The sequence below is a fragment of the Phaeobacter sp. HS011 genome (assembly GCF_018101215.1).
Taxonomy (GTDB): domain Bacteria; phylum Pseudomonadota; class Alphaproteobacteria; order Rhodobacterales; family Rhodobacteraceae; genus Phaeobacter; species Phaeobacter inhibens.
In genome coordinates, this window is sequence record NZ_JAGEUF010000002.1 from 67,506 (window position 1) to 92,204 (window position 24,699).

Sequence of the window (24,699 nt, forward strand, 5' to 3'; positions counted from 1 at the left end):
TCTCTGGGCACTTGTTTTGCGCAAGCCTTTGCGATACTTACGCCGGTTCTTTCTGAACGACAGGTGCCCGACATGACCCATCCCAACACCCTTGGTATCGACTTTGGCACCTCGAACTCCGCCGCGGGTGTCGCCGTGAACGGGCGGCCCTGGCTGGTCGAAGCCGAGCCGGGGGAAACCACTCTGCCGACGGCAGTGTTCTTTGACCTTGATAGCCGTAGAATGACCATCGGGCGCCGTGCCACACGGGCGCTGATCAACGGCGACGAAGGGCGATTTATGCGCGCCTTGAAAAGCCTGCTTGGCACCCCCCTGATGCACGAAAAACGTCGCCTGAACGGAGAGCTGGTTGATTTTGTAACCATTGTGGCGCGGTTTCTGGCAGAGCTGAAGGCGCGTGCAGAGGCCGCCACCAGCCAGACGTTCACCCATGCGCTGTCCGGCCGTCCGGTGCTGTTTCACAGCAAGGACACCACCCGCAATGCGCAGGCGGAGGTCGATCTGCGGGCCTGCTACATGGCTGCGGGGTTTGAGGATGTGCGCTTCATGCTAGAACCAGAGGCCGCCCTGCGTTCGGCCCGCGCGCAATCGGGTATCGGATTGATTGTCGACATCGGCGGCGGGACCTCGGACTTCACCGCGTTTGAGCAGACTGCAGAGGACACGACCCGCATTCTGGCCTCACACGGTGTGCGCCTTGGCGGGACAGATTTCGACCGGCAGCTCAGTATCGATCACGTCATGCCGCTTCTGGGGCGGGGCAGCGCCATTCGCAACAGCTTCGGTGGTGGCAACCTGCCTGCACCCAATCGGTTGTTCAACGATCTGGCGACATGGCAGATGATCCCTTTCCTCTACGCCGCGGATAGCCGCCGCGCCGCACAGGATCTGGCGCGCAATGCCGAAGAGCCAGAGAAGCTGGCCCGTCTGGTGTCGGTGCTGGAGGATGAATTGGGCCATGATCTGGCCTTCGCGGTTGAGCGGGGCAAAATTGCGGCCAATCAGCCGGGGGAGCGGAATGCGGTGATTGATCTGAAAGTGCTCGAACGGGGGCTGTCGGTGCCCCTCGTCGCTGAGGGGCTTCAGCGCAGCCTTGCCGGTGATATCGCCGAGATCACCGCTTGCGCCCGGGAAACCCTGCGCCGCGCCGACCTGCGCGAGGAGCAGGTTTCGCGGGTGGTGCTGGTGGGCGGCTCAGCCCTGTTGAGGGGCGTGCAACAGCAGATGCAGCAGCTTTGCCCTGAGGCGGAGCTGTACACCGAAAATGCGATGACGGCGGTGGCGGATGGTCTGGCGCTGGCTTCAGGCAGCGCCTTTGCCTGAGCGCGGGTAAGGGCATCAACACGCACAAGGGGGAAAAACGCCGATCCTGCGACTGGTTTTGGTGCAGAAATCAGCTAGACTGAAAACCCACTTCCCAAGCGTTGGACCCAGGTTATTATGATTTTCCAGTTGTTTCGCCGATCTCTCTCAAATTCTGCAATCTCCCCAGAGAGGGCGGAGCCGAGACGGCGCCTGGCGCGGCATCTCTCGGCGCTCACGCTGGCTGGAGCAGTGTTCTGTAGCCTGCCACATACTGTGATCGCCGCTCCCTGCGGCAATACTTCCGCCGGATTTGACAGCTGGAAACGCGATTTCGCCGCCGAGGCCAAGCGGGCAGGCGTGCGTCAAGCCGGGTTGAACGCTCTGGCCAATACGACCTACGCCCGTCGCACCATTGCCGCCGACCGCAACCAGAAGAGCTTTCGCTATTCTCTGGAGAAATTCATGCAGATCCGCGGTGCTAATACGATCATCGCGCAGGGGCGCAAGCGTAAGGCGCGCAATGCCGAATTCTTTGCTGCGCTGGAACGCAAATACGGTGTGCCTGCCGGGATCCTGATCGCCATTCACGGTATGGAAACCGCCTTTGGCAACTACATGGGGGACAGTCAGGTGGTCTCTGCCATCGTGACACTGACCTATGACTGCCGCCGCTCGGAGTTTTTTAAACCCCATGCAATTGGAGCGCTGAAACTGGTGGATCGTGGCGCGATCACCGGTGCCACCAAGGGGGCCAAACATGGCGAATTGGGCCATACTCAATTTCTGCCCGGAAATGCGCTGAACTACGGTGTTGACTGGGACGGGAACGGGCGGGTGGACTTCTACAATATGGGCGATGCGCTGGCCTCAACCGCCTATTTTCTGCGCAAGAAAGGCTGGAAGCCGGGGCGCGGCTATCAGCAGGGAGAACCCAACTATAAGGTCCTCAAACAGTGGAATGCTGCAACGGTCTACCAGCAGTCCTTGGCAATCATGGGGCGCAAGATCGACGGCTGATCGGGCCGAATAACATCTGTCTCCGCAAGGGCTGTTTAGTTCCAGCCCTTGCGGAAGAAATGCGGGCTGGCGCCAAATTTGCGTTTGAATTGGCGTGAGAAATGCGTGGCACTGTTGAAACCGGACGCCAGCGCGATCTCTGTGACGGACATTGATGTTTCATTCATCAGCGCAAACGCATGGCTGAGGCGCATATCGAAATAGACATGCATCGGGCTCTGGTCGAGATAGCGGGCAAAGAGTCGCTCCAGCTGGCGGCGCGAAATGTCCAACCGATCACACAGCTCACCGATGGAGAGCGGCTCTTCAATCGATTCCTGCATCAGTTGCAGCGCGTTCAGCAGGCGTTGGTTCCGGCTGCCGATGGCGACAGCATAGTTGGATTTCTGCGGTGTGCTCTGACCGCCGGTGCGCACATGCAGGCACATGTCGGCGACGATGATCGCCAACTGCTTGCCGTGGCGGTCTTCGATCAGGTTCAGCATCATATCGGTGGCTGCATTGCCGCCGCCGCAGGTCATCAGCGTATCGCTGATCTCAAAGATCCGGGGTGAGGGCAACAGATCCGGATAGCGTTCCACAAACCCGGGCTGGTTCTCCCAATGCAGGGTGAAGCGATGATCGCCCAGAAGCCCGGCCTGCGCCAGAGCAAAGGCGCCGGTACAAATTCCGCCGATGGAGCGGCCAAAGCGGCGTTCGCGTCGCAACCAGTTCAGCACCGCGTCACTGGCGGCATTCTGCGGTTCCACTCCGGAGCAGACAAACGCCAGAGCATCCCCCGGCAGCGGTCCCATTGGCAGATCGGGGGTGATGGCCATCCCGTTGGAACATTGGATCGGCGCGCCGTCGGGCGTCATTACATACCAGCGATAGAGCTGCGTGTTGGTGACCTGATTGGCAATGCGCAGCGGTTCAACGGCAGCCGCAATGGGCAACATCGTTGCCTTGGGCAACAACAGAAAATAGAAATCCTGAGGCTCACCGTCAAAAGGGATGGTCAGATTGGCCGAAGCCCCTTTTTGCACGAAGTAGTCATCGATCATGTGGGGAACCTGTAACACGCCGGTTTCGGTTGGGTCTTTGATCTATGCTAGTTAACCCCGATCTGCGGCTTGCATCCAACGTTTTGCGACGGCGAGACTGCGGTTTTCGACGCCGACCTGACTGTTTGCGCCATCGGTGCCGCCGGTTCGGGGCTGGCCACAGCAGAAGGCAAAAACAATCGCCGCCTCTTGCAGCCCAAATGTGCGGGCACTAAGACTCAGGTAATACTCAGTCGGCTATGATGCCGACACAATTCAAAGCAGGCAGGTCAATATGGTCGATCCAAGAGAAACATACATGAACACGCTGGTGCCGATGGTGGTGGAACAGACCAGCCGCGGCGAACGCGCCTATGATATCTTTTCCCGCCTGCTGAAGGAGCGGATCATTTTTCTGAATGGTCCGGTTCACGACGGGATGAGCTCGCTCATCGTGGCACAGTTGCTGCATCTTGAGGCGGAAAACCCCTCGAAAGAGATCTCGATGTACATCAACAGCCCGGGTGGCGTTGTGACCTCGGGTCTGTCGATCTATGACACCATGCAGTACATCAAGCCGAAAGTCTCGACGCTGGTGATTGGTCAGGCGGCGTCCATGGGCTCGCTTCTGCTGACCGCTGGCGAGGCCGGGATGCGCTTCTCGCTGCCCAACAGCCGCGTCATGGTGCACCAGCCCTCTGGTGGTTTTCAGGGTCAGGCGACGGATATCATGATCCACGCCGAGGAAACGCTGAAACTGAAGAAGCGTCTGAACGAAATCTACGTTAAGCACACCGGTCAGGAATACGACAAGATCGTGGACGCGCTGGAGCGCGACAACTTCATGTCGCCTGAGGAGGCAAAAGACTTCGGTCTGATCGATGAAATCGTCGAAAACCGCAGCAAGCTGGACGACCAGGACAGCTGATCTACGGTATGAGCTGGCAGGTGTGCCCCGTCGTCATCGGGGCACACTTTGCGATTGTGGCGGCTGTGCCGGTGGCATAAGCTGCCAATATTACGGGTGGCGCAGGAGGCGCATGCACGCCCCGGACGGAAAGGTAGACCATGGCAACGAACTCAAGCGGCGACAGCAAGAACACGCTATATTGCAGCTTCTGCGGCAAGAGCCAGCATGAGGTGCGCAAGCTTATTGCGGGCCCAACCGTGTTCATCTGCGACGAATGCGTCGAATTGTGCATGGACATCATCCGCGAAGAGACCAAGGCCTCTGGCCTGAAGTCCACCGACGGCGTGCCCACGCCCAAGGACATCTGCGAAGTTCTGGACGACTATGTGATTGGTCAGGCCATGGCCAAGCGGGTGCTGTCGGTTGCGGTGCACAATCACTACAAGCGCCTGAACCACGCCCAGAAGGCGGGTTCGGACATTGAATTGTCGAAATCCAACATCCTGCTGATTGGCCCCACCGGCTGCGGCAAGACGCTGCTGGCACAGACGCTGGCGCGGATCCTGGATGTGCCCTTCACCATGGCGGACGCCACCACGTTGACCGAAGCCGGTTATGTGGGTGAGGATGTTGAGAATATCATTCTCAAGCTGCTGCAGGCGTCGGAATATAACGTCGAGCGCGCGCAGCGCGGCATCGTCTATATCGACGAGGTGGACAAAATCACCCGCAAGTCGGAAAACCCGTCGATCACCCGCGATGTGTCGGGCGAGGGCGTGCAGCAGGCCCTGCTGAAGCTGATGGAAGGCACCGTTGCCTCGGTTCCGCCGCAGGGGGGGCGCAAGCATCCGCAGCAGGAATTCCTGCAAGTCGACACCACCAATATCCTGTTCATCTGTGGCGGCGCTTTTGCGGGTCTGGACAAGATCATCAAACAGCGCGGCAAAGGTTCGGCCATGGGCTTTGGTGCCGATGTGCGCGACGACAGCGATGCGGGTGTGGGCGAAACCTTCAAGGATCTGGAACCGGAAGATCTGCTGAAATTCGGCCTGATCCCGGAATTCGTCGGCCGTTTGCCGGTTCTGGCGACGCTGGAAGATCTGGACGAAGATGCGTTGATCACAATCTTGACCAAGCCGAAGAACGCTCTGGTCAAACAGTATCAGCGTCTCTTTGAACTGGAAGACACCGAACTGGACTTCACCGAAGAAGCACTGAGCTCCATCGCGAAGAAAGCGATCGAACGCAAAACCGGCGCCCGTGGTCTGCGCTCCATTCTGGAGGATATCCTGCTCGACACCATGTTTGAGCTGCCGGGAATGGACAGTGTCGAAAAGGTGGTTGTGAACGAAGAGGCTGTGAACTCGGACGCACAACCGCTTATGATCCACGCCGACGCCGAAAAAGAGTCGGCGACAGCGGGCTGAGTCTAAGGGTGGCACGCGTGTCACAGTGAATATTGAATTTAGGCGGCGCAGGGGAAATCCTGCGCCGTTTTTCGATAATGAAGGGCTGTTGTAATGATCAAACGTATCTCCTCAGGTGGTGAGTTCGAAGCCAAGATCGGCTATTGCCGCGCCGTGATTGCCGGCGGCTTTGTGCATGTCGCGGGGACTGTTGGGCAGGGGGATGATGTGGTGGCGCAGTGTAAATCGGCGCTGGAGATTATCGGGGCAGCCCTTGAAGACGCAGGCGCCAGCTTTGCCCATGCGGTGCGGGTGAATTACTACCTGCCGGACCGGGCAGAATTCGAACCCTGCTGGCCGGTGTTGGCGCAGGCCTTTGGGGATAATCCGCCCGCTGCAACGATGATTGAATGCGGGTTGATCGATCCCAAGTTTCGGATCGAGATTGAGGTGACTGCGCTGGCGCCGGGCTAAGAGGGCATCGACCGGGCTGAGACCACTAGAATTCGAAGGCATGCATCGGCGCGGTTTCCTTGCGCCGCCGGTCCATCAACTGCTGTAACTCGCTTTTCTCCGGTTCCGGCTCCAGACCCAGCATGGTTTTTGCGGCGGTCAGTGTTTTCTTTGTCATCTTTTGCCAATCTCTGTTCTCCGGTTCAGCCAGGCGAATTGTCTTGGGCCCTTGCGCGGCTGCCGTGCCATGGATCATCAGGCTGGTAACCTGCATCAGATCCAGAACGGCAACAGTGACAATAAGGGTGGCGACCAGAGAAAGGATGAAGCGCACGGGCGGCCTCGCTATCGGATGTTAAGATTTCGAGATCAACATGGGCCGCAATTGTGGCCCGTTTGTGCAATTGTCCAAGAAGTTTTGCGACAATCCCCACGGGCGGGTGCGGCGTGTCTGGACCTTGGCGGCAAATTGCGCCATATCAGAAGCGAAATTTTCGGAGGAACCGATGGGAATCCTGAACTCTCTCTTGCGGGCTGTAACCTGGTGGAATGGCTCGACCCTGAATACGCGTATTTTCACCGCCCGTAAGGGGCTCAAGGTGGGCGAAGACGATCAGGGCAACGTGTTTTACCGCAATGCCGACGACAGCAAGCGCTGGGTGATGTTCAACGGCGAGGTCGAGGCCTCCCGCATTGGCGCGGATTGGCATGGCTGGCTGCACCGCACCTTTGACGAAGTTCCGTCGGAAAAGCCGCTCGCGCATAAATCCTGGGAAAAGCCGCATCAGGAAAACCTGACCGGCACCATGTTGGCCTACGCGCCTGCCGGGTCGATCCGAGCCGCTGGCGCACCCAAGGAACGCAGCGACTATGAGGCATGGTCGCCGGAATAAGTCCGGCCTATCCATGTGAGACAGCAGCGCCGGGATATGGCGCTGATCGGTTGGCAGGATCGCCAACCATCCAAGGGCAGGGGCTGAAACAGCATGTCGCATAACACTACTGAGGTTCTGGCAGGTGGGCTGGTTCTGGCCGCTGCAATTGGATTTGCCGTCTATGCCGGGCAGGCCGCGGGCCTGTCACGGGCCGGATCAAGCTATGAACTGAATGCCTCCTTTCGTTCATTGGAGGGGGTCAGCATCGGCACTGATGTACGCCTCGCCGGTGTCAAGATCGGCACCGTGACCGGGGTTGATCTCAATCCTCAGACCTTCCGCGCTGACACGCGGTTCTCGGTGAAAGACGGGATTGAGATCCCGGACGACAGCGCGGTGGTGATATCCTCCGAAGGTCTGCTGGGTGGAAATTTTGTCGAAGTGATGCCAGGCGGGTCTCCCTTCGCCTTTGAAGCCGGCGATGCGGTGGAAGATACCCAAGGCGCGGTCAGCCTGATCTCGCTTCTGGTGAAGTTCGTTGCAGGTGGCGGGGACGAGGGGTGATGCGTCTGCTCTCGGCAGCCTTGGCATGTGGGTTGAGCATTGGCACCGTTTCGGCGCAGGGGGCTGCGGAGAACGGCAGTTCGGCTGTTCTGCGCGGTCTCGACAAGGTTAATGGTCAGACACAGGATCTGGAAATTCCAGTGGGCGGCAGCGCGGAGATTTTTGGCGTGATCGTTAGTCTGCGGGAATGCCGCTATCCGGCGGACAACCCGACAGGCGATGCCTATGCCTATCTGACCGTGCGCAACCCCAATGATGCCACAGTATATTTCGACGGTTGGATGATTGCCTCAAGCCCGGCGCTGAATGCGCTGGACCACAGCCGTTATGACGTCTGGGTCATGCGCTGCACCAGCACCTGAGGGTCGGGCAGCTCAGCAACGGTGAAGTCTGCGGCGATATCCAGCGCGTCGCGCAATTGGCGGCGGTAGCTTGCCCTGGAGATTTCGATCGCCCCAAGCGAGGCCAGATGCGGCGTCAGAAATTGCGTATCGCAGAGCGTGAACCCGGTTTGTTGCAAACGGTCCATCAGATAGGCCAGTGCGATCTTGGACGCGTCACGCCGCCGTGAGAACATGCTCTCACCAAAGAATGCGCCCCCCAGAGCCACGCCATAGACGCCGCCAGTCAGCATACCAGCATGGTAGACCTCAAGCGAATGGGCGTTGCCCTGATTGTGAAGGTCAATGTACCTGGCGCGGATTTCCGGGTTGATCCAAGTTTCTTCTCGGTCTGCGCAACCATCCAGCACAGCTGCAAAATCCCGGTTCACTGCGATCTCGTATTCACCCCGCCGCAGGGTTTTGGTCAGTGACCGCGACAGGCGAAAGCCGCCAACGGGGAAGATACCACGCCGCTTGGGGTCTACCCAGAACACCTCCGGGTCGTCCCGGCTTTCGGCCATGGGAAAAACGCCGACGGAATAGGCGTGCAGCAGCAGGTCTGGCGTGAGGGTCATGGCGTTAGTCTAAAACGGGAGTGGGCAGTCACGGAACCGAAAAAAGTCCGGTACGGTTGATGTATTGGCCGGTGCAGAAATCAAGAAGGGGCGGCCCGATTGGACCGCCCCGATCTCTTAGGCGTTGCCGAGGTTGGTTTCCAACCAGTGCTCCAACCAGTGAATATTATACTCACCGGTGTGGATGTCCTTTTCCTCTAGCAGCGCGTGGAACAGCGGCACGGTGGTGTCGACACCATCCACGATCAACTCACCCAATGCGCGGCTCAGACGCGCCAAGGCCTCGGGCCGGTCGCGTCCATGCACGATCAGCTTGCCGATCAAGCTGTCATAGTAGGGCGGAATCGAATAGCCGTCATAAAGCGCCGAGTCCATGCGAACACCCAAACCGCCGGGGGCGTGATACTGGGTGATCCTGCCCGGGCAGGGCGAGAAGTTCGGCAGTTTCTCGGCGTTGATGCGCACTTCGATGGAGTGGCCGTTGATTTCCAGATCGTCCTGGCTGAAGGACATCGGCAGCCCCTCGGCAACGCGGATCTGCTCGCGCACCAGATCGACACCAAAGATGCTTTCCGTGACCGGGTGTTCCACCTGAAGGCGGGTGTTCATCTCGATGAAATAGAACTCACCGTTTTCATAGAGGAACTCGATGGTCCCGGCGCCGATGTAGTTGATCTTGGCCACGGCCTCAGCACAGGTCTTGCCGATGCGGGCGCGCTCTTCCGGGGTGATACAGGGGCCGGGGGCCTCCTCGAACACCTTCTGGTGGCGGCGCTGCAGTGAACAGTCCCGCTCGCCCAGATGGACGGCCTTGCCCTTGCCGTCACCGAAGACCTGGATCTCAATGTGGCGCGGCGTGGTCAGGTATTTCTCGATATAGACTTCGTCGTTGCCAAAAGCAGCCTTGCCCTCGGCACGCGCCGTCATGAAAGCCTGCTCCATGTCGGCAGCGGTCTTGGCCACCTTCATGCCACGACCGCCACCACCGGCGGTGGCCTTGATGATCACGGGGTAGCCGATGTCTTCGCCAATCTTCTTGGCGGTTTCCAGATCGGGCACACCGCCGTCAGAACCGGGCACACAGGGCACGCCGAGGTCTTTCATCGTGTCCTTGGCGGTGATCTTGTCACCCATGACGCGGATGTGTTCAGCGGTTGGACCGATGAAGGTGAGGCCGTGATCTTCGACAATCTGCACGAAATTGGCATTTTCCGACAGGAAGCCATAGCCGGGATGGATTGCCTGCGCACCAGTGATCTCACAAGCGGAGATAATGGCGGGGATCGACAGGTAGCTGTGGGTGCCGGAGGGGGGGCCAATGCAAACGGATTCATCGGCCATGCGCACATGCATGGCATCAGCGTCTGCGGTGGAATGGACGGCAACCGACTGGATGCCCATCTCCCGGCAGGCACGGATCACGCGAAGGGCGATCTCACCGCGGTTGGCAATCAGGATCTTGTCAAACATGGTGGACCCTTACTCGATGATGGCCAGCGGAGTTCCGAACTCGACCGCTGCGCCGTCTTCGACGAGGATACGCTTGATGGTGCCGGCTTTGGGGGCCGGGATGTGGTTCATGGTCTTCATGGCTTCGACGATCAGCAGGGTATCGCCTTCGGCCACCTGATCACCCACCTTTACAAAGGTCGGCGCGCCGGGTTCGGGCTGGGTGTAAACGGTGCCCACCATCGGCGACGGGACAGCGCCGGGATGGCTTGCGGGATCGTCATTGGTGGCGGCAGGTGCCGCGGCAGGAGCAGCCGGTGCTGCAGGAGCAGCGGCAACAGGCGCAGGGGCTGCGTATGCCTGCACCGGGGCAGGTGCGGCGATGGTCTGACGCGACACGCGCACATTCAGGCTGTCGTCTTCGCCGTAGTCACGTTTCACCTGCAGTTCGGTCAGGTCATTGTCGCGCAGCAGTTCCGCCAGCGCTTTGATGAAGGATACGTCTGCTTCGTGGGTCTTATTTGTCATTTTTGTCCTCAGCCGGTTCCGACAGGCCCACAGAAGCTGCGGGCATAAGATTTGAAGGCGCTTATAGGGTATGCTTTACCACAAGGAAAGCGCTGACAATATGGACGCTAACATGGGCGCCCTTGACGCGATTTGCAATCTTGCGGTGCGGATCCCTGTTCAGAGCGGCATTCCGGTTAGTTTCGCCACCAGTTCAGGCAATTTGCGGGCAGAGAATTTGACCAGAAGATGCGCCCGGTGGGTTTCAATGGTTCGATAGGACAAGTTCAACTCAGCGCCGATTTCCTTGGCGGAAAGCCCGCGACAGGTGAGGATTGCCACATCGCGCTCGCGCGGGGTGAGGCTGACCACGGGCCGGTCGTCCGAGATATCGGCAAAGCTCCAGACACCGCTGCGAAAATGGTGCTCCGGCGTCAGAGACCGCCCCCGCACACGACACCAAAACAGGTCGCCATTGCGCCGACGCATGATCCGTTCGTCGTTATAATGCCCGGATTGTGCGTCTGGCTGTTGCAGCCGGTCGCCGATGCGTTGGAAATCTTCCCGGCTGGGGTAAAGCTCGGCGATGGGCAGGCCGACATAGCTGGCGCTGTCGCCGCCAAAGGTTTCGGCAAACTGCTGGTTGCAGCGCTGGATCACCCGTTGGTCAAGCAGGGCAATCCCTACTGGCGCAAATTCAAAGGCAAGATCGGTCATGGGGGCAGATAACCGCTGTTCCGGCGCAAAGCAAAGCGAATTCAGAGGGCAAATGAGCAACCGGGAGCAAGCGCGACTCTTTGAAAACGGGCGGCACCGGTTCCATTATGCGAAGTCAAAAAAGGGGCCGATGCCACTGCATCAGCCCCAAGGTGCCAAGGCCGGCACATGAACCGGCCCGACGGGGAGTGTTGGGATCAGATGGCCAAGTATTCGGCGCGCAGTTCTTCGTTCTCAAGAACCTCCGCTGCGGCGCCGTCAAAGACAATGCCACCGGTATCAAGGATCACGGCACGGTCCGCCAGTTCCAGCGCGCGCACTGCGTTCTGTTCGACAATGACGGTGGTGATGCCTTGTTGTTTGATATGGATGAGGGTTTTTTCGATCTCATCGACGATGACGGGCGCCAGACCTTCATAGGGTTCGTCAAGCAGCAGTACCTTGATGTCGCGCGCCAATGCGCGGGCAATGGCCAGCATCTGCTGTTCGCCTCCAGAAAGCGTGACGCCCTCTTGCTTGCGCCGCTCGCCAAGACGCGGGAACAGCTCATAGAGCCGCTCGATCGACCAGCCGACGGGCGGGGCGATCTGCGCCAGTTGAAGGTTCTCCTCAACAGTGAGACCGGGAATAATGCGGCGATCTTCGGGAACGAGTCCCAGACCGGCGGCGGAGGCCTCGTGGGAGGACATTTTGTGCAGCGGCTGATGGTCGAGCCAGATCTCACCCTTGGTCACCATCGGTGAGCCGGTGCGCGCGATTGAGCGCAGGGTCGAGGTCTTGCCAGCGCCGTTGCGGCCTAACAGGGCGAGGATCTCGCCTTCATGCACATTGAAGGAAATGCCCTGCACGATGTAGCTCTCGCCGTAGTAGGCATGCATGTCCCAGACCGAGAGGAAGGCCGGTGCCGTGGTGGCGTGGTTGGCGTGTTTGGAAAAGTCGGGTTTGACGTTCATCTGTGATCTCCTTACGCCGACTCGCCGAGGTAGGCTTCGCGCACCTTCGGGTTGCCTTTGATGTTCTGCGGGTCGTCTTCCACCAGCGGGGTGCCCTGTGCCAGCACAGTGATCCGATCCGCCAGCGAGAATACGACGTGCATGTCGTGTTCGATGATCGCAATGGTAATGTCGCGTTCGGATTTGATCTGTTTCAGCAGGTCGATGGTGTTGTTGGTATCGGCCCGCGCCATGCCCGCTGTCGGCTCATCCAGCAGCAGGAGGCGGGGTTCTTGTGACAGACACATGCCAATCTCAAGCCGCCGTTTATCCCCGCGTGACATGGAGGCGGCGTTCATGTGCCGTTTGTCGGCCATGTTCATCTCCTCCAACATATGTTCCGCCTTTTCCAGAATGTCGCGCTGGCCGGAAACGGCGCTGATCGCATTCATTTCAAAGGCCCCGTCACGTTTGGCAAAGCAGGGGATCATCATGTTTTCCAGCACCGACAGATCGCCAAAGATCTCAGGCGTCTGGAAGACGCGGGAAATGCCCATCTGGTTGATCTCATAGGGCGCGCGGCCCAGTACGGATTTGCCATCGAACATCACCGATCCGGTGTCGGGGATCAGCTTGCCCACCAGACAGTTCAGCAGGGTGGACTTGCCCGCGCCATTGGGGCCGATAATGGCATGGACCGTGTTTTCGCGCACACTGAGGTTCACATCTGACAGCGCCTGCAGGCCGCCGAACCGTTTGCCTACGTTTTTGACTTCAAGGATACCCATTGGTCTTGCTCCTTATTCCGCAGGTTCAGTTTTGCCCGAAGGGCCGTCTTTTTTGGCTTTGCGCCCCTGGATCCAGCCGCGCAGCTTCTGTCCGCCTTCGACCAGGCCACCGGGCAGGAAGATCACCACCAGCATGAACAGGATGCCGAGGGTCAGGTGCCAGCCCTTGCCGATGAAGGGGTGAACGATGAAGACCATCGCATCTTCGATCCCGTCGGGCATGAAGCTGAACCAGCTGTGCAGGACGTTGTCATTGATCTTGGAGAAGATGTTTTCGAAGTATTTGATGAAACCTGCGCCCAGCACCGGGCCGATCAGCGTGCCGGCACCGCCGAGGATGGTCATCAGGACCACTTCACCAGAGGCGGTCCACTGCATCCGCTCAGCGCCAGCCAGCGGGTCCATTGAGGCCATCAGACCACCAGCCAGACCGGCATACATGCCCGAGATCACAAACGCGGCCAGTGTGTAGGGCCGGGTATTCAGGCCAGTGTAGTTCATCCGCTGCTGGTTCGACTTCACGGCCTTCAGCATCAGGCCAAAGGGCGAGCGAAAGATCCGGATCGACAGGTAGAATGCGGCCAGCAGGATCAGCGCGCAGAGATAGTAGCCTGCGTTGAACTGGAACGCCCATGGACCCACAACCATCTCGAAGGTCGAGCGCATTTCCAGGCCAAAGAGGCTGGTCACCGGGATGGAGCCATCGGCGGTCGCCGACACGCCCAGAACACGGGGATCATCCAGCGTCAGCTGTAGGCCGGTCTCGCCATTGGTGATTGGGGTCAGCACCGAATAGGCCAGGTTGAACGACATCTGCGCAAAAGCCAGCGTCAGGATCGAGAAGTAGATGCCGGAGCGACGCAGGCTGACATAGCCGATCACCAGTGCAAACAGGCCCGCGACGATCACAGAGAGTACAATGGCGGGCACCACGTTCATGCTTAGCAGCTTGAACATCCAAACCGCCGAATAGGACCCGACACCAAGGAAGGCCGCGTGGCCAAAGGAGAGGTAGCCAGTGAGGCCAAAGAGAATGTTGAAACCAATGGCAAAGATGCCAAAGATCACAAACCGTTGCATCAGGTCGGGGTAGCCCGCGTTGAACTGCGCCAGGGCGCTGCCCGTCGGGAAGGGGTTCAGGATGAACGGTGCAAACAGGGTCAGGATGGCAACGACCAGCAGCAGCGTCTTGTCTTTTTTGTTGAGTGTGAACATGTGCTTAGTCCTCCATCACACCTTTGCGGCCCATCAGGCCCCGCGGGCGGGTGAGCAGAATGATGATTGCGACCACATAGATGATGATCTGGTCGATGCCGGGGATCAGGGATTTGATTTCATTCATCGAGGCGAAGCTTTCGAGCACACCGAGAAGAAACCCTGCCAGCACCGCGCCGGGTAGGGACCCCATGCCGCCGACAACAACCACAACAAAGCTCAGCACCAGAAAATCCATGCCCATGTGATAGTTGGGGGAGTTGATTGGGGTATACATAACACCGGCCAGCCCTGCGACCGCAGCAGCGATACCGAACATGATGGTAAAGCGGCGGTCGATATTGATGCCCAACAGGCCCACAGTCTCACGGTCAGCCATGCCTGCGCGCACCACCATGCCAAATGTGGTGAATTGCAGGAAGGAGAAGATGCCGCCGATAATTACCACAGCAAAGAAGAAATAGACCACACGCCAGACCGGATAGACGATGTCCATTCCGATGATGGAGCCGAGGTTGACAACGCCGTTCAGGGCGTCCGGGGCAGGGGTCTGGATCGGGTTGGCACCGTAGAAGTACTTCACGACCTCCTGCAGCACGATGGCGAGGCCGAAGGTTACCAGAATCTGGTCTGCATGGGGGCGCTTGTAGAAATGTTTGATCAGCCCGCGTTCCATCACATAGCCAACGCCGATCATAATCGGGATGGCAAAGAGAATCGCGAGTGGTACCGCCCAGTCAATAATTGCGCCGCCCACCTCGGGGCCGAACCAACTTTCGACATAGGGGGTTTTAACTTTGAGCGGATTGCCCAGAAAGTCCTTCTGGGTTTCATCCACGGTTTCAAAGCTGAGGCTCAGGACCCGTTGCACGGTGACCGCACAGAAGGCGCCGATCATGAACAGCGCCCCATGGGCAAAGTTCACCACGCCGAGCGTGCCAAAGATGAGTGTCAGACCCAGCGCGATCAGCGCATAGGCCGAGCCCTTGTCGAGCCCGTTTAAGATTTGCAATAGGATTGCGTCCATTGTCCCCACCTTCGGTTGGTCCGTCTGGAATTGGCATAAGTCGGCTGTTCAGCGCCGCTGGCGCTGGTCCTGTCGTCGTGAATTGTCGGGCAGGTTGACGCCGGGAGATTAGCAGGGCGGGCACATGATCTGCGCCCGCCCCAGGTCTGTGATCAGGCGCCGCTGTTGCAGGTGCCAAGGGCACCGCCAGCAAACATCGGATGATCGGGCGCGTAGGTCACTTGTTCCGCCGGGGTTACTTCGACGACTTCAAGCAGGTCGAACTCCGAGGTCGGGTTTTCCTTACCACGTACGACCAGCACGTCTTTGAAGCACTGGTGGTCTTCGGCACGGTACAGCGTTTTGCCATTGCCCAAACCGTCGAACTCAAACCCTTCAAGGGCCTCAACAACGGCGCAGGGGTTGAAGGAGCCCGCGCGTTCTACGGCATCTGCATAAAGCAGGGTCTGGCAGTAAACGGTATGTGCCGCCTGGCTCGGTGGGAAGCCATATTTGGAGCCGAAGGAGCGTACGAATGCTTGCGAGCCTTCGTCCTGCAGCGACCAGTGCCAGTTGGTGGACCCGTGAATGCCCTTCACGTTGGCACCTGCACCCTTGGCCATCAGGCGGGAGTAAAGCGGAACAACGATTTCGAAGTTCTTGCCGTTTACAACCTTTTCACGCAGACCGAACTGTACCGCGTTGGTGAGCGAGTTCACCATGTTGCCGCCATAGTGGTTCAGTACCAGCACGTCGGCGCCGGAGTTCAGAACCGGTGCAATGTAGGACGAGAAGTCGGTTGCCGCCAGCGGCGTGCGCACCTTGTTCACGGTGTTCCATCCCAGCGCCTCGGTGGCGGCGGCGATGGATTCTTCCTGTGTCCAGCCCCAAGTGTAATCCGCCGTCAGGTGATAGGCGTTCCGGTCCGTGCCGTAGAGGTTCTTCAGCACCGGTGCCAAAGCCGCGCCCGACATATAGCCGTTGAAGAAGTGGCGGAAACCATTGGCCTTCTTGTCTTTGCCGGTGGTGTCGTTGGAGTGGGTGAGACCGGCCATGAAGATCACGCCAGCCTCTTGGCAGAGGCCCTGTACAGCAATCGCCACACCGGAGGACGAACCGCCGGTGATCATCACGGCGCCGTCTTTTTCGATCATCGACTTGGCCGATGCACGGGCCGCGTCCGATTTTGTCTGCGTGTCGCCAGTGACGAATTTGACTTCCTTGCCCATGATCCCGTTGCCCTGCAGGGCCTTGGATGAGAAGGTGTTCATCATGCCGCCGTCGCCGCCGCCATTCAGGTGTTCGACCGCCAGCTGATAGGCGCGTAGCTCGTCCGCGCCCTCATCGGCGTAGGGACCGGTTTGGGGTACGTTGAAGCCCAGCGTCACGGTGCTGCCGGTTGGCTCATTTGTAAACGCGGCTGCAGACGATGCGGTAAAGATCGTCGGAAGCGCCACGCCGGCGCCCGCGATGGCACCGGTCTTCAGGACACCGCGACGCGATACGTCAGTCTTGGACATGTAATCCTCCCTTATGTGTAACGACGACAACAGCTCCTCACTTCCGCTGACGTCCGCACGTTCTCGTGCAAAACTAGTATGGGCGCGGCTTGTAAAATCACGCAATAAAACCCTTGAAATACTGACTTATTCTGTAAACAAATGAACAGGTGTTAAGGGTTTTCTGTAAAGAAACTTATGTTGCAATGCAGAAAGCCCTTGATCCGCCATGCTTTTGGAAGGGAGTGCCGCCATGGGGCGTGACACGCTGACAGGGAGCCGCATCCGCGAGCGGCGGTTGATGCTGGGGCTGCGGCAGGCCGATCTTGCGCGACAGGTGAAAATCTCAGCCTCCTATCTGAACCTGATTGAACACAACCGGCGCAGAATCGGTGGCAAGCTACTGGTTGATCTGGCGCGGGTGCTGGCTGTTGAACCTTCGATGCTGACGGAAGGGGCGGAGGTGGCGCTGCTGTCGACCCTGCGGGAGGCTGCCGCGGATCTGCCCCGGCCGGTGGCCGAGCTGGACCGGGTGGATGAATTTGCGGGCAGGTTCCCGGGCTGGGCCGAGGTGCTGGCACAAAGCCAGCAGCGTATCGCCAGCCTGGAGCGGACGGTTCAAACCCTGTCGGACCGGCTGACCCATGACCCGCAGCTGGCAGCCTCGCTGCATGAGGTTCTGTCCACTGCCGCGGCGATCCGTTCAACTGCGTCGATCCTGGCGGAGACCGGAGAGCTGGAGGTCGAATGGCGTGACCGGTTCCACAAGAACCTCAATGAGGATTCGCTGCGCCTTGCAGAAAGTAGCCGCGCGTTGGTGAACTTCCTTGATGAGAGCAATACCTCCGCTGATCGCCGTGGTGTCCCCCAGGAGGAGGTCGAGCAGTTCTTTGCCACTCATGGTCATCACTTTCCGGATCTGGAAGAGTCGGAGACTGAGGCGCGGGGGGATCTGATTGAGGTGCTGATTGCGCAGGGGAGCGATCTGGTGAGTGAGGCGGGGCGTGTCATCGCCCGTGCAGCCCTGCTGCAATACTGCGCCGACGCCGAGGCGCTGCCTTTGTCGCCGCTTGCTGAATGCCTAGCCAGCGGTGGGATTGCGCCCGTCAACTTGGCTCGTACGTTTGACTGTGATTTGTCGACGGTGCTGCGTCGGCTTGGGGCGTTGCCGCCTGCAGTGCTCGGCCAGGAGGCGGGGCTGGTGGTCTGCGATGCCTCTGGATCGATCCTTTTCCGCAAGCCGGTCACGGGGTTTGCATTGCCAAGGTTCGGAGCCTCCTGTCCGTTGTGGCCGCTTTATACTGCGCTATCGCGCCCTCAGGTGCCTGTGCGCCGGGATGTGGTGCAGCAGGGGCGTAGTGCCGTTGGTTTCGACTGTCTGGCGGTGTCCTGGCCTCATCAGCGGCCAGATTTTGATAGCGATCCGCTGTATCACGCGGTGATGCTGATCTTGCCCAAAGGTGAGGTGGCGGAGACGGCGCAGCCAGTTGGCGCGAGCTGCCGGATCTGTTCGCGCCGCGACTGTGTGGCGCGGCGCGAACCGTCGATCCTGAAGGAAGAGTTTTGACAGCGGCGTAACCGCAACGCTACTGTTGCGACAGGGACGGAGACGCCTTGAGGCAATGACCTCGCGAAAGATCGGGCGTAGGGGAGGAATATCCACACAATGGGCAGGCATGTTGTTCTGGTCGAAGACGAGCCGAATATTACCGAGGCAATCCGATTTCTGCTGACCCGCGATGGCTGGCAGGTCGACAGCCACGCCGATGGCAGTGATGCGGTTGAGGTGATCCGCACGGCTAAGCCGGATCTGGTGATCCTGGATCTGATGTTGCCGGGCAAAAGCGGGCTGGAGATCATTCGCGAACTGCGCGACAGCGGGCAGCTGCCGGATTTGCCGGTTCTGATGCTGACCGCAAGGGGACAGCTGCGCGACCGCGAAATGGCAGAGCAGGCCGGGGTCACTCGGTTCATGACAAAACCGTTCTCCAACAATGAGGTTCTGACCGCGGTCCGCGACCTTCATGCGCAAGCGGCCCAGAACCGCGCGGGTCTGTCTGAGGCTGGCGGTGCGGCTGATGATCTGGCTGAACAGGCCCGCCAGGGATGATCCGTGGCGACGGCGCCGAAGGCGAGGGCGAAACCGGCGCGCCGTTTGTTGAGCGCCGGACATATCGCCGCCGCCGTCTGATGGATGTTGCCCGCGTGTTGCCGGTCTTGGGCGCGCTGTTACTGCTGGTGCCACTGATGTGGCCGGACCCAGACCCCTATCCTGCACCGGACAGCATGTCAGGCATGCCTTTGTCACGGGCCATGATCTATATCCTTGTGGTCTGGGCGGGGTTGATTCTGGCGAGCTTTGGCTTTGCTCTGGCGGTGAGGCGCTGGGCGGAGCACTGGACCGAAGGTGGCGAACCGCGCCGGGGCGGGGACGCGGACTGATGGCGTCACTCAATGTTCTGGCGCTGGTCTGTCTGAGCTATGTTGCGCTGCTGTTCATCGTGGCTTTCGCTGCGGATCGTCATGCCAGCCATGGACGTCCCGCCCGCTGGATGCGGTCACCGTTGATCTACACACTGTCGCTGTCGATCTATTGCACCGCCTGGACCTTCTACGGGGCGGTCGGCTACGCGGCGCGCTCAGGATTGGAATACATCACCATCTATCTTGGCCCGACACTGGTCATGGTCGGCTGGTGGTGGGGGTTGCGCAAGCTGGTCCGTATCGGGCGCAGCCAGCGGATCACCTCCATCGCGGATCTTCTGTCGGCGCGCTATGGCAAGTCCAACCTCTTGGCAATTGGTGTCACCATTCTCGCAGTGATTGGCACGACTCCCTATATTTCACTGCAACTGCAGTCTATTACGCTGTCTTTTTCGATCTTCGCAGAAGCTGACCCGCTGCGCAGTGTCAATGAAACGCAGACGGTGTTCTGGGTGGCGGCCGGGCTTGCAGCTTTTGCCATTCTGTTCGGCACGCGCAATCTCAACGCCAATGAGCGCCACCACGGCGTCGTTACTGCCGTGGCACTTGAGGCGGTGGTCAAGCTGGTCTCGCTGCTGGCGGTGGGAATCTTTGTTGTCTGGGGAATCGCGGGTGGGGTCGGTGAGACTATGGCCCGGATTGATGCCTCCTCCATCGGGCAATGGCAGGTTGATGGCGGGCGCTGGGCGACGATCACCTTCCTCTCGGCGGCGGCCTTTGTCTGCCTGCCGCGAATGTTCCAGGTCATGGTGGTCGAGAATGAGGATGAACGGCATCTGCGCGTCGCGGCCTGGGCGTTTCCACTCTATCTCCTGCTGATCTCGATCTTTGTGGTGCCGATCGCCGCCATCGGGCTGGAGCTGTTGCCAGTGGGATCAAACCCGGATCTATTCGTCCTGACCCTGCCCTTGGCCGAGGGGCAACAGGGGCTGGCGATGTTGTCCTTTCTGGGAGGGTTCTCTTCTGCGACATCCATGGCGATTGTCGCTGCGATGGCATTGTCGACCATGGTGTCGAACCATATCGTCATGCCGATCTGGCTGCGCTGGCAGGAGGTGGGCGCCTCCGTCTCCGGGGATGTGCGCCATGTCGTGCTGCTGTCGCGGCGGCTGTCGATCGCGGGCATCATGGCGCTGGGCTATTTCTATTATACGCTCTCGGGTGGCGGTGCGGCGCTGGCGGCTATCGGTCTGATTTCGTTCACCGGTATTTCACAGATGCTGCCAAGCCTCGTGGGCGGGCTGTTCTGGCGCGGCGCGACCCGCAGTGGAGCGCTTGCAGGGTTGTCCGTTGGGTTTGCGATCTGGCTTTATACGATGCTTTTGCCAGAACTGGGCGGGGGGCTGCTGCCTGCGCATGTGCTGGCGGACGGGGTGCTGGGCCTGTCGTGGCTGCGCCCTCATGCGCTCTTTGGGATTGAGGGGCTGGACCCTACGGTCCATGCGGTTCTGTGGTCGATGGCATTGAACACGGCGGCGTTCCTGATCGGGTCTCTGCTGACCTTCCCTAGCCCGATGGAGCGCCTTCAGGGCGCGCAATTTGTTCACGTATTTGACCATTCTTCGGGTCCGCGCGGCTGGACCGGCTCCGTAGCGCAGAGCGAGGATCTGATGGTCATGTCCCAGCGTATCCTGGGGGCGGGTGAGGCGCAGAAGTTCTTTCAGAGCGAGTTGACGCGCCAGGGCGGGCGCGGCCCGCTGCCGGAGCCGACCCCTGCGTTCTTGGAGCGGCTGGAGCGCGAGCTCAGCGCCTCTATCGGGGCGGCGGCGGCCCATGCGATGGTCGGGCAAATCGTTGGTGGGTCTTCGGTCTCGGTGCAGGATCTGTTAGCGGTGGCGGATGAGACGGCGCAGATCCTCGAGTATTCCAATCGGCTTGAAACACAGTCTGAAGAACTGTCAAGAACTGCGCGCAAACTTCAGGAAACAAACGAAAAACTGACGCAGTTGTCACAGCAGAAAGATGCCTTCCTCAGCCAGGTGAGCCATGAATTGCGCACGCCGATGACCTCCATCCGTGCGTTTTCCGAAATCCTGCGCGATACCGAGAACCTCGCGTCGCAAGATCACAGTCGCTATGCGGGCATTATCCATGATGAGGCGCAGCGGCTCACCCGTCTGCTGAACGATCTACTGGACCTTAGCGTGCTGGAAAATGGCCAGGTGAGCCTCAATATCAGTGCCGGGCGCTTGGGGGATGTGCTGGATCATGCGGTGGCCACTGCGCTGGCGGATGGATCGGCGCGGTTGCGGGTGGAGCGTGACGCGGCGACAGATGAGTTGCGGCTCTCTTCTGATCTGGACCGGTTGGCGCAGGTGTTCATCAATCTGATCGCCAACGCCGACAAATACTGTACGGCAGCGGATCCGCAACTGCGCATCACTGCCCGTCAAAGTGGTCATTGGTTGTTCATTGATTTCATCGACAATGGTGACGGGATCCCGCCCGCGTTTCGCACCACTATTTTTGAGAAATTTTCGAGGGTTAGCCCGGAGCGGGCAGGCGGTGCGGGCCTTGGTCTGGCGATTTGTCGGGAGATCATGCAGCGTCTCGGCGGCGATGTGGCCTATCTTTCTGGGGAGGTTGGCGGTGCCTTTCAAGTTTCCTTACCTTTTCGTCAGGAAAACCCGGTTTAACTGTTTCGCGTAAAGTTATTGGTAACCACTCTTGAGGTAAATCTAGGGCAAAGCGGTGCGAGAGGGGCAGGTTTACAACCTATGTCTGAAACGAAATCGGAAGCGACAGCGAACGGTGGCGGCGGGGTCTTGGCCCGCAAACTGGCAGCCACCAAAGAGGGCAAGGGCGGGCTTACCAGTTCGCTGACCCTTAAGGCTTTGCGCCGTTCGATTGCGCGGGCAGCAGCGGATCTGTGTGACCTTCCCGTTGCGGTGCTGGCCGCGCGCCAGGCCAACCGCATTCCCGAGGATCTGCCACCACATTTGTCGGACAAGCATCTGTTGGTGGTGCTGGATGGGCCAAACGGGCGAATTGGGGCCGCCACTCTGGATGCACCGACCGTCACCGCGCTTATCCAACAGCAGACCATGGGGCAGGTGCTGGGCAAGGCACCGAGTGAGCGGAATTACACCCCGACAGACGCGGCCATGGTTGCCGATTTTCTTGAGCGCACCTTTGCTAAGGTGGTTTCGATGCTGGCTCAGCAGAAGGATGAGGCGATTTTCTCCGGCTATCGTTTCGGAGCGCAGGTGGAGGATGTGCGCAGCCTCGTTCTCGGGCTCGAGGCCGAAGACTACCGGGTGATTGAGCTCACGCTGGATCTTGCCTGCGGGGCGATGCAGGGCGGGCTGACCCTGATCCTGCCTGAACCTTCGCCCGAAGATCTGGGCGAGGCAGGCCAGAACGCTCATCAGGCTGGCCCATCGCTGGGAAGCAACATGGGATCCATGCGGGCCGAGTTGCGCGCTGTTCTATGCAGAATGAAGGTTCCCGCGAATGAATTTTCCGCGCTCGAGGAGGGGGATCTTCTACCGCTGGATCAGGCGTTCCTCTATGAGACGGAAATGATATCCATCAGTGGTCAGGCTATTGCGCAGGGGCGTCTGGGCCAGATGAACGGTGCCCGCGCTGTCAGGCTAACTGATCCTCGCACGAAACTGGTGAACGACCGTGCGGCTGACGAGAGTGCGTTCTCCTCCCACATGGGCGACGGTGCCGGGGCGTTGGAGCATGAGCCACCCACCTTGGATCTCTCCGTCGCGGCTGACGGTTTGCAGGACCCCATGGGCGGTATGGGTGGCATGGGTGGAGACCTGAGCGATGGGCTTGGCGACCTCGGAGGTGATCTAGGTGGCTTTGGCGGCGATCTGGGCGGCGATCTGGGCGGCGACCTCGGAGGGGATCTGGGCGGCGACCTTGGTGGTGACCTCGCTGGTATGCCGATGGGCGGAGACCTTCCAGATGGTCTGGGCGATGGGCTTGGTGACGCCATGTCCGGTGATCTGCCTGATCTTGGGGACCTCCCAGACCTTGGTGCGATGCCTATGGGCGACGACTTCGGGGATGGCTTAGGTGACGGCCTGGGCGATTTCAGCGCGGATGCCGCTGCGGTGGAAATCTCCGATCTGGCCGGGCTGAACAGCGGCACAGGGTGAACCTGTCAAACTGCGGGGCGAAATAGAAAATGGCAGCGCATGATCAGCACTGCCATTAGATTTCCGCGTCTTACAGGGTGAAGCTCATCTACAATCAGAACTTCAGCTGACGATATCAGTTTTCGTTTGCAGTCTGGGTCGCCTGTGTGGCCACCGCAATCAACGTCGGGCGCAGCCCATCAAGCTGATACCCGGCCTCCGCAGTGGTGGCGAGTATCTCATCCACCGGCAGCAGGGGAGCCTGGCCCAATGCCCAGACAACCGAGCAGCGGGTCCCGGATGCGCAATAGGCCAGCACCGGACCTTCTGAGGCCTCTACAAAGGCTTGCTGTTTCGCAACATTCTCCGGTGTCATGGTTTGGTGGGTCAGCGGCAGCACCTCGAACCGCAACCCCTGCGCCTCGGCAGCGGCGCGGATGGCATCGGCTTGATGGCTGGGCGGAACCTCAGCATCAGGGCGGTTGCAGATCACCGTGGTGAATCCGGCGGCGGCCAGTTGCGGCAGGTCCTCGACCGAAATTTGCGGCGAGACGGAATAGCGGGGGGTCAACGTGCGTGGGTCCATGATCCGGCCTTTTACGTGCTTGCAGCCGCGCGGTCCAGTCGCAGGGCGACTGGTGGCGCTGCAATCATGCCGACGAGCATTGCTGCGATGAAAATGATGCCGCCGGTGCCGCCATAGCTGAGAGAGGCGATCGCCGGTCCGGGGCAGAGGCCAGCCAGCCCCCAGCCGATACCAAACAGGACAGACCCGATGATCAGTCGTCGGTCCAGCTCCTGCCGTGGCGGGGTTGGAAAGTGGCCCCCAACCAGCGGCGCGCGACCCTGGGTCAGCTGCCAGGCCAGTGCCATTGGCAATATGGCCCCTCCCATCACAAAGGCCAGCGTCGGATCCCAGGCACCGAATATATCAAGCCACCCCTGAACCTTTTGTGTGTCGGTCATGCCAGAGAGAAACAGGCCAAGGCCAAACAGCCCGCCAGCCGAGAAAGACAGAAGAAGACGCATCAGATCAGGCTCCAGACATGGCGGAACAGAGCCAGGGTCAGGGCACCGGCAAGAATATAGATGACAGTGGCAATCAACCCGCGCAGGGACAGCCGGGAGATGCCACATACGCCGTGACCGGAGGTGCAGCCATTTGCAATCCTGGTGCCAAGCCCCACCAGGAGCCCCGCCGCTACGATCACCGCAGTGTTTGAGGTGAGATGCGTATCCGGCACTTCGGCGATGGTCAGCCACATCACCAGCGGGATCAGAACAACGCCCGCAATAAAGGCCAGCCGCTCGGCGGCGCTGTTACGGCCGCTGCCATCAATCAGGCCGCCAAGAATGCCGCTGGCGCCCATGATGCGTCCATTGCCGTGCAGGTACACCGCACCGCCCGTACCGATCAGCGCGCCGCCGATCAGTCCCCAGATCCAATCTATATTCATGGTGAAATCCTTGTGATCTATCAGTCTGTGGCAAGGCAACCCCG

Annotated in this window: 27 protein-coding genes; 13 read left to right on the forward strand and 14 right to left on the reverse strand. The window is 59.8% G+C overall.

Going from position 1 to position 24,699, the window contains the following annotated elements; all coding sequences use genetic code 11:
* Nucleotides 1-72 precede the first annotated feature (72 nt).
* Both J4721_RS03825 and J4721_RS03830 read left to right on the forward strand, forming a co-directional pair.
* Nucleotides 73-1,323 (forward strand): Hsp70 family protein, encoded by a 1,251-nt coding sequence (locus tag J4721_RS03825; protein ID WP_211002134.1) that lies wholly within the window; start codon nt 73-75, stop codon nt 1,321-1,323.
* A gap of 117 nt (nt 1,324-1,440) precedes the next feature.
* Nucleotides 1,441-2,322 carry a lytic transglycosylase domain-containing protein gene (locus J4721_RS03830; RefSeq protein WP_014879757.1) on the forward strand — a complete coding sequence of 294 codons (882 nt, stop codon included), beginning with the start codon at nt 1,441-1,443 and terminating at the stop codon, nt 2,320-2,322.
* A gap of 35 nt (nt 2,323-2,357) precedes the next feature.
* Here the strand turns inward: J4721_RS03830 and J4721_RS03835 are convergent, their stop codons facing one another.
* Nucleotides 2,358-3,365: a GlxA family transcriptional regulator gene (locus J4721_RS03835; protein ID WP_014874377.1), complete on the reverse strand. Its 1,008-nt coding sequence runs from the start codon at nt 3,363-3,365 to the stop codon at nt 2,358-2,360.
* 274 nt (nt 3,366-3,639) lie between these two features.
* On the opposite strand from J4721_RS03835, the gene J4721_RS03840 reads away from it, so the two are divergent.
* The 3 genes from J4721_RS03840 to J4721_RS03850 all read left to right on the forward strand — a co-directional run bounded on the left by J4721_RS03840 (nt 3,640) and on the right by J4721_RS03850 (nt 6,134).
* A complete protein-coding gene (locus tag J4721_RS03840; RefSeq protein ID WP_014874378.1) occupies nt 3,640-4,272 on the forward strand; it encodes an ATP-dependent Clp protease proteolytic subunit in 633 nt (210 codons plus the stop codon).
* 140 nt (nt 4,273-4,412) lie between these two features.
* Nucleotides 4,413-5,681: an ATP-dependent Clp protease ATP-binding subunit ClpX gene (gene clpX, locus J4721_RS03845; RefSeq protein WP_014874379.1), complete on the forward strand. Its 1,269-nt coding sequence runs from the start codon at nt 4,413-4,415 to the stop codon at nt 5,679-5,681.
* A 93-nt stretch (nt 5,682-5,774) separates the two neighbouring features.
* The gene (locus J4721_RS03850) at nt 5,775-6,134 is read left to right on the forward strand and encodes a RidA family protein (protein ID WP_211002135.1); all 360 of its coding nucleotides are present in this window, start codon (nt 5,775-5,777) and stop codon (nt 6,132-6,134) included.
* Nucleotides 6,135-6,159: 25 nt separating this feature from the next.
* Here J4721_RS03850 and J4721_RS03855 read toward each other — a convergent pair whose 3' ends face one another.
* Nucleotides 6,160-6,447: a hypothetical protein gene (locus J4721_RS03855; RefSeq protein WP_211002136.1), complete on the reverse strand. Its 288-nt coding sequence runs from the start codon at nt 6,445-6,447 to the stop codon at nt 6,160-6,162.
* 172 nt (nt 6,448-6,619) lie between these two features.
* On the opposite strand from J4721_RS03855, the gene J4721_RS03860 reads away from it, so the two are divergent.
* The 3 genes from J4721_RS03860 (at nt 6,620) to J4721_RS03870 (ending at nt 7,914) form a co-directional block, all read left to right on the forward strand.
* Nucleotides 6,620-7,006, forward strand: coding sequence for an NADH:ubiquinone oxidoreductase subunit NDUFA12 (locus J4721_RS03860; protein ID WP_014874382.1), 387 nt, complete (start codon nt 6,620-6,622; stop codon nt 7,004-7,006).
* A gap of 93 nt (nt 7,007-7,099) precedes the next feature.
* Nucleotides 7,100-7,552: an outer membrane lipid asymmetry maintenance protein MlaD gene (gene mlaD / locus J4721_RS03865; protein WP_014874383.1), complete on the forward strand. Its 453-nt coding sequence runs from the start codon at nt 7,100-7,102 to the stop codon at nt 7,550-7,552.
* On the forward strand, nt 7,552-7,914 hold the full coding sequence (locus J4721_RS03870; RefSeq protein ID WP_076614802.1) for a DUF2155 domain-containing protein: 363 nt from the start codon (nt 7,552-7,554) through the stop codon (nt 7,912-7,914). The genes mlaD and J4721_RS03870 overlap by 1 nt, the downstream gene beginning before the upstream one ends.
* Here the strand turns inward: J4721_RS03870 and aat are convergent.
* From aat to J4721_RS03915, 9 genes are all read right to left on the reverse strand, one after another.
* Nucleotides 7,878-8,510, reverse strand: coding sequence for a leucyl/phenylalanyl-tRNA--protein transferase (gene aat / locus J4721_RS03875; protein WP_211002137.1), 633 nt, complete (start codon nt 8,508-8,510; stop codon nt 7,878-7,880). The two genes, J4721_RS03870 and aat, sit on opposite strands and share 37 nt — an antisense overlap.
* 117 nt (nt 8,511-8,627) lie before the next feature.
* Nucleotides 8,628-9,980, reverse strand: coding sequence for an acetyl-CoA carboxylase biotin carboxylase subunit (gene accC, locus J4721_RS03880; RefSeq protein ID WP_211002138.1), 1,353 nt, complete (start codon nt 9,978-9,980; stop codon nt 8,628-8,630).
* 9 nt (nt 9,981-9,989) lie between these two features.
* Nucleotides 9,990-10,487 (reverse strand): acetyl-CoA carboxylase biotin carboxyl carrier protein, encoded by a 498-nt coding sequence (gene accB, locus J4721_RS03885; protein ID WP_014874387.1) that lies wholly within the window; start codon nt 10,485-10,487, stop codon nt 9,990-9,992.
* Nucleotides 10,488-10,646: 159 nt separating this feature from the next.
* The gene (locus tag J4721_RS03890) at nt 10,647-11,183 is read right to left on the reverse strand and encodes a PAS and helix-turn-helix domain-containing protein (protein WP_102854459.1); all 537 of its coding nucleotides are present in this window, start codon (nt 11,181-11,183) and stop codon (nt 10,647-10,649) included.
* A gap of 197 nt (nt 11,184-11,380) precedes the next feature.
* Complete coding sequence (locus tag J4721_RS03895) at nt 11,381-12,136, reverse strand: ABC transporter ATP-binding protein (protein WP_014874389.1); 756 nt, start codon at nt 12,134-12,136, stop codon at nt 11,381-11,383.
* Nucleotides 12,137-12,147: 11 nt separating this feature from the next.
* Nucleotides 12,148-12,903 carry an ABC transporter ATP-binding protein gene (locus J4721_RS03900; protein ID WP_014874390.1) on the reverse strand — a complete coding sequence of 252 codons (756 nt, stop codon included), beginning with the start codon at nt 12,901-12,903 and terminating at the stop codon, nt 12,148-12,150.
* A gap of 12 nt (nt 12,904-12,915) precedes the next feature.
* Nucleotides 12,916-14,118 (reverse strand): branched-chain amino acid ABC transporter permease, encoded by a 1,203-nt coding sequence (locus tag J4721_RS03905; RefSeq protein ID WP_014874391.1) that lies wholly within the window; start codon nt 14,116-14,118, stop codon nt 12,916-12,918.
* Nucleotides 14,119-14,122: 4 nt separating this feature from the next.
* Complete coding sequence (locus J4721_RS03910) at nt 14,123-15,145, reverse strand: branched-chain amino acid ABC transporter permease (RefSeq protein ID WP_014874392.1); 1,023 nt, start codon at nt 15,143-15,145, stop codon at nt 14,123-14,125.
* 152 nt (nt 15,146-15,297) lie between these two features.
* Nucleotides 15,298-16,644: a substrate-binding protein gene (locus J4721_RS03915; RefSeq protein WP_014874393.1), complete on the reverse strand. Its 1,347-nt coding sequence runs from the start codon at nt 16,642-16,644 to the stop codon at nt 15,298-15,300.
* Between the two features lie 232 nt (nt 16,645-16,876).
* Between J4721_RS03915 and J4721_RS03920 the strand changes: the two genes are divergently transcribed.
* The 5 genes from J4721_RS03920 to J4721_RS03940 all read left to right on the forward strand — a co-directional run bounded on the left by J4721_RS03920 (nt 16,877) and on the right by J4721_RS03940 (nt 23,219).
* Nucleotides 16,877-18,190 (forward strand): XRE family transcriptional regulator, encoded by a 1,314-nt coding sequence (locus J4721_RS03920; protein WP_211002139.1) that lies wholly within the window; start codon nt 16,877-16,879, stop codon nt 18,188-18,190.
* A 99-nt stretch (nt 18,191-18,289) separates the two neighbouring features.
* A complete protein-coding gene (locus J4721_RS03925; RefSeq protein ID WP_211002140.1) occupies nt 18,290-18,733 on the forward strand; it encodes a response regulator transcription factor in 444 nt (147 codons plus the stop codon).
* Nucleotides 18,730-19,065 (forward strand): hypothetical protein, encoded by a 336-nt coding sequence (locus tag J4721_RS03930; RefSeq protein WP_014874396.1) that lies wholly within the window; start codon nt 18,730-18,732, stop codon nt 19,063-19,065. The genes J4721_RS03925 and J4721_RS03930 overlap by 4 nt, the downstream gene beginning before the upstream one ends.
* Nucleotides 19,065-21,743: a sensor histidine kinase gene (locus tag J4721_RS03935; protein WP_211002141.1), complete on the forward strand. Its 2,679-nt coding sequence runs from the start codon at nt 19,065-19,067 to the stop codon at nt 21,741-21,743. Before J4721_RS03930 ends, J4721_RS03935 begins: the two co-directional genes overlap by 1 nt.
* Nucleotides 21,744-21,824: 81 nt before the next feature.
* On the forward strand, nt 21,825-23,219 hold the full coding sequence (locus tag J4721_RS03940) for a FliM/FliN family flagellar motor C-terminal domain-containing protein (RefSeq protein ID WP_211002142.1): 1,395 nt from the start codon (nt 21,825-21,827) through the stop codon (nt 23,217-23,219).
* A 115-nt stretch (nt 23,220-23,334) separates the two neighbouring features.
* Here J4721_RS03940 and J4721_RS03945 read toward each other — a convergent pair whose 3' ends face one another.
* The 3 genes from J4721_RS03945 to J4721_RS03955 are packed head-to-tail and all read right to left on the reverse strand — an operon-like array spanning nt 23,335 to nt 24,655.
* Entirely contained in the window at nt 23,335-23,784 is a 450-nt protein-coding gene (locus J4721_RS03945) for a TIGR01244 family sulfur transferase (RefSeq protein WP_014874399.1), read from the reverse strand.
* 11 nt (nt 23,785-23,795) lie between these two features.
* Complete coding sequence (locus J4721_RS03950) at nt 23,796-24,227, reverse strand: DUF6691 family protein (protein WP_014874400.1); 432 nt, start codon at nt 24,225-24,227, stop codon at nt 23,796-23,798.
* Entirely contained in the window at nt 24,227-24,655 is a 429-nt protein-coding gene (locus J4721_RS03955; RefSeq protein WP_014874401.1) for a YeeE/YedE family protein, read from the reverse strand. Before J4721_RS03955 ends, J4721_RS03950 begins: the two co-directional genes overlap by 1 nt.
* Between the last annotated feature and the right edge of the window lie 44 nt (nt 24,656-24,699).

Excerpts from the sequence above, each read along its gene's own strand:
- J4721_RS03895 (WP_014874389.1), bottom strand. The coding sequence starts at position 12,136 with ATGAACGTCAAACCCGACTTTTCCAAACACGCCAACCACGCCACCACG.
- J4721_RS03900 (WP_014874390.1), bottom strand. The coding sequence starts at position 12,903 with ATGGGTATCCTTGAAGTCAAAAACGTAGGCAAACGGTTCGGCGGCCTG.
- J4721_RS03840 (WP_014874378.1), top strand. The coding sequence starts at position 3,640 with ATGGTCGATCCAAGAGAAACATACATGAACACGCTGGTGCCGATGGTG.
- J4721_RS03955 (WP_014874401.1), bottom strand. The coding sequence starts at position 24,655 with ATGAATATAGATTGGATCTGGGGACTGATCGGCGGCGCGCTGATCGGT.
- J4721_RS03835 (WP_014874377.1), bottom strand. The coding sequence starts at position 3,365 with ATGATCGATGACTACTTCGTGCAAAAAGGGGCTTCGGCCAATCTGACC.
- J4721_RS03870 (WP_076614802.1), top strand. The coding sequence starts at position 7,552 with ATGCGTCTGCTCTCGGCAGCCTTGGCATGTGGGTTGAGCATTGGCACC.
- accC (WP_211002138.1), bottom strand. The coding sequence starts at position 9,980 with ATGTTTGACAAGATCCTGATTGCCAACCGCGGTGAGATCGCCCTTCGC.
- J4721_RS03850 (WP_211002135.1), top strand. The coding sequence starts at position 5,775 with ATGATCAAACGTATCTCCTCAGGTGGTGAGTTCGAAGCCAAGATCGGC.
- J4721_RS03905 (WP_014874391.1), bottom strand. The coding sequence starts at position 14,118 with ATGTTCACACTCAACAAAAAAGACAAGACGCTGCTGCTGGTCGTTGCC.
- J4721_RS03915 (WP_014874393.1), bottom strand. The coding sequence starts at position 16,644 with ATGTCCAAGACTGACGTATCGCGTCGCGGTGTCCTGAAGACCGGTGCC.
- J4721_RS03945 (WP_014874399.1), bottom strand. The coding sequence starts at position 23,784 with ATGGACCCACGCACGTTGACCCCCCGCTATTCCGTCTCGCCGCAAATT.
- J4721_RS03830 (WP_014879757.1), top strand. The coding sequence starts at position 1,441 with ATGATTTTCCAGTTGTTTCGCCGATCTCTCTCAAATTCTGCAATCTCC.
- J4721_RS03825 (WP_211002134.1), top strand. The coding sequence starts at position 73 with ATGACCCATCCCAACACCCTTGGTATCGACTTTGGCACCTCGAACTCC.
- J4721_RS03910 (WP_014874392.1), bottom strand. The coding sequence starts at position 15,145 with ATGGACGCAATCCTATTGCAAATCTTAAACGGGCTCGACAAGGGCTCG.
- J4721_RS03890 (WP_102854459.1), bottom strand. The coding sequence starts at position 11,183 with ATGACCGATCTTGCCTTTGAATTTGCGCCAGTAGGGATTGCCCTGCTT.
- J4721_RS03860 (WP_014874382.1), top strand. The coding sequence starts at position 6,620 with ATGGGAATCCTGAACTCTCTCTTGCGGGCTGTAACCTGGTGGAATGGC.
- mlaD (WP_014874383.1), top strand. The coding sequence starts at position 7,100 with ATGTCGCATAACACTACTGAGGTTCTGGCAGGTGGGCTGGTTCTGGCC.
- clpX (WP_014874379.1), top strand. The coding sequence starts at position 4,413 with ATGGCAACGAACTCAAGCGGCGACAGCAAGAACACGCTATATTGCAGC.
- J4721_RS03935 (WP_211002141.1), top strand. The coding sequence starts at position 19,065 with ATGGCGTCACTCAATGTTCTGGCGCTGGTCTGTCTGAGCTATGTTGCG.
- J4721_RS03940 (WP_211002142.1), top strand. The coding sequence starts at position 21,825 with ATGTCTGAAACGAAATCGGAAGCGACAGCGAACGGTGGCGGCGGGGTC.
- aat (WP_211002137.1), bottom strand. The coding sequence starts at position 8,510 with ATGACCCTCACGCCAGACCTGCTGCTGCACGCCTATTCCGTCGGCGTT.
- J4721_RS03950 (WP_014874400.1), bottom strand. The coding sequence starts at position 24,227 with ATGCGTCTTCTTCTGTCTTTCTCGGCTGGCGGGCTGTTTGGCCTTGGC.
- J4721_RS03920 (WP_211002139.1), top strand. The coding sequence starts at position 16,877 with ATGGGGCGTGACACGCTGACAGGGAGCCGCATCCGCGAGCGGCGGTTG.
- accB (WP_014874387.1), bottom strand. The coding sequence starts at position 10,487 with ATGACAAATAAGACCCACGAAGCAGACGTATCCTTCATCAAAGCGCTG.
- J4721_RS03925 (WP_211002140.1), top strand. The coding sequence starts at position 18,290 with ATGGGCAGGCATGTTGTTCTGGTCGAAGACGAGCCGAATATTACCGAG.
- J4721_RS03930 (WP_014874396.1), top strand. The coding sequence starts at position 18,730 with ATGATCCGTGGCGACGGCGCCGAAGGCGAGGGCGAAACCGGCGCGCCG.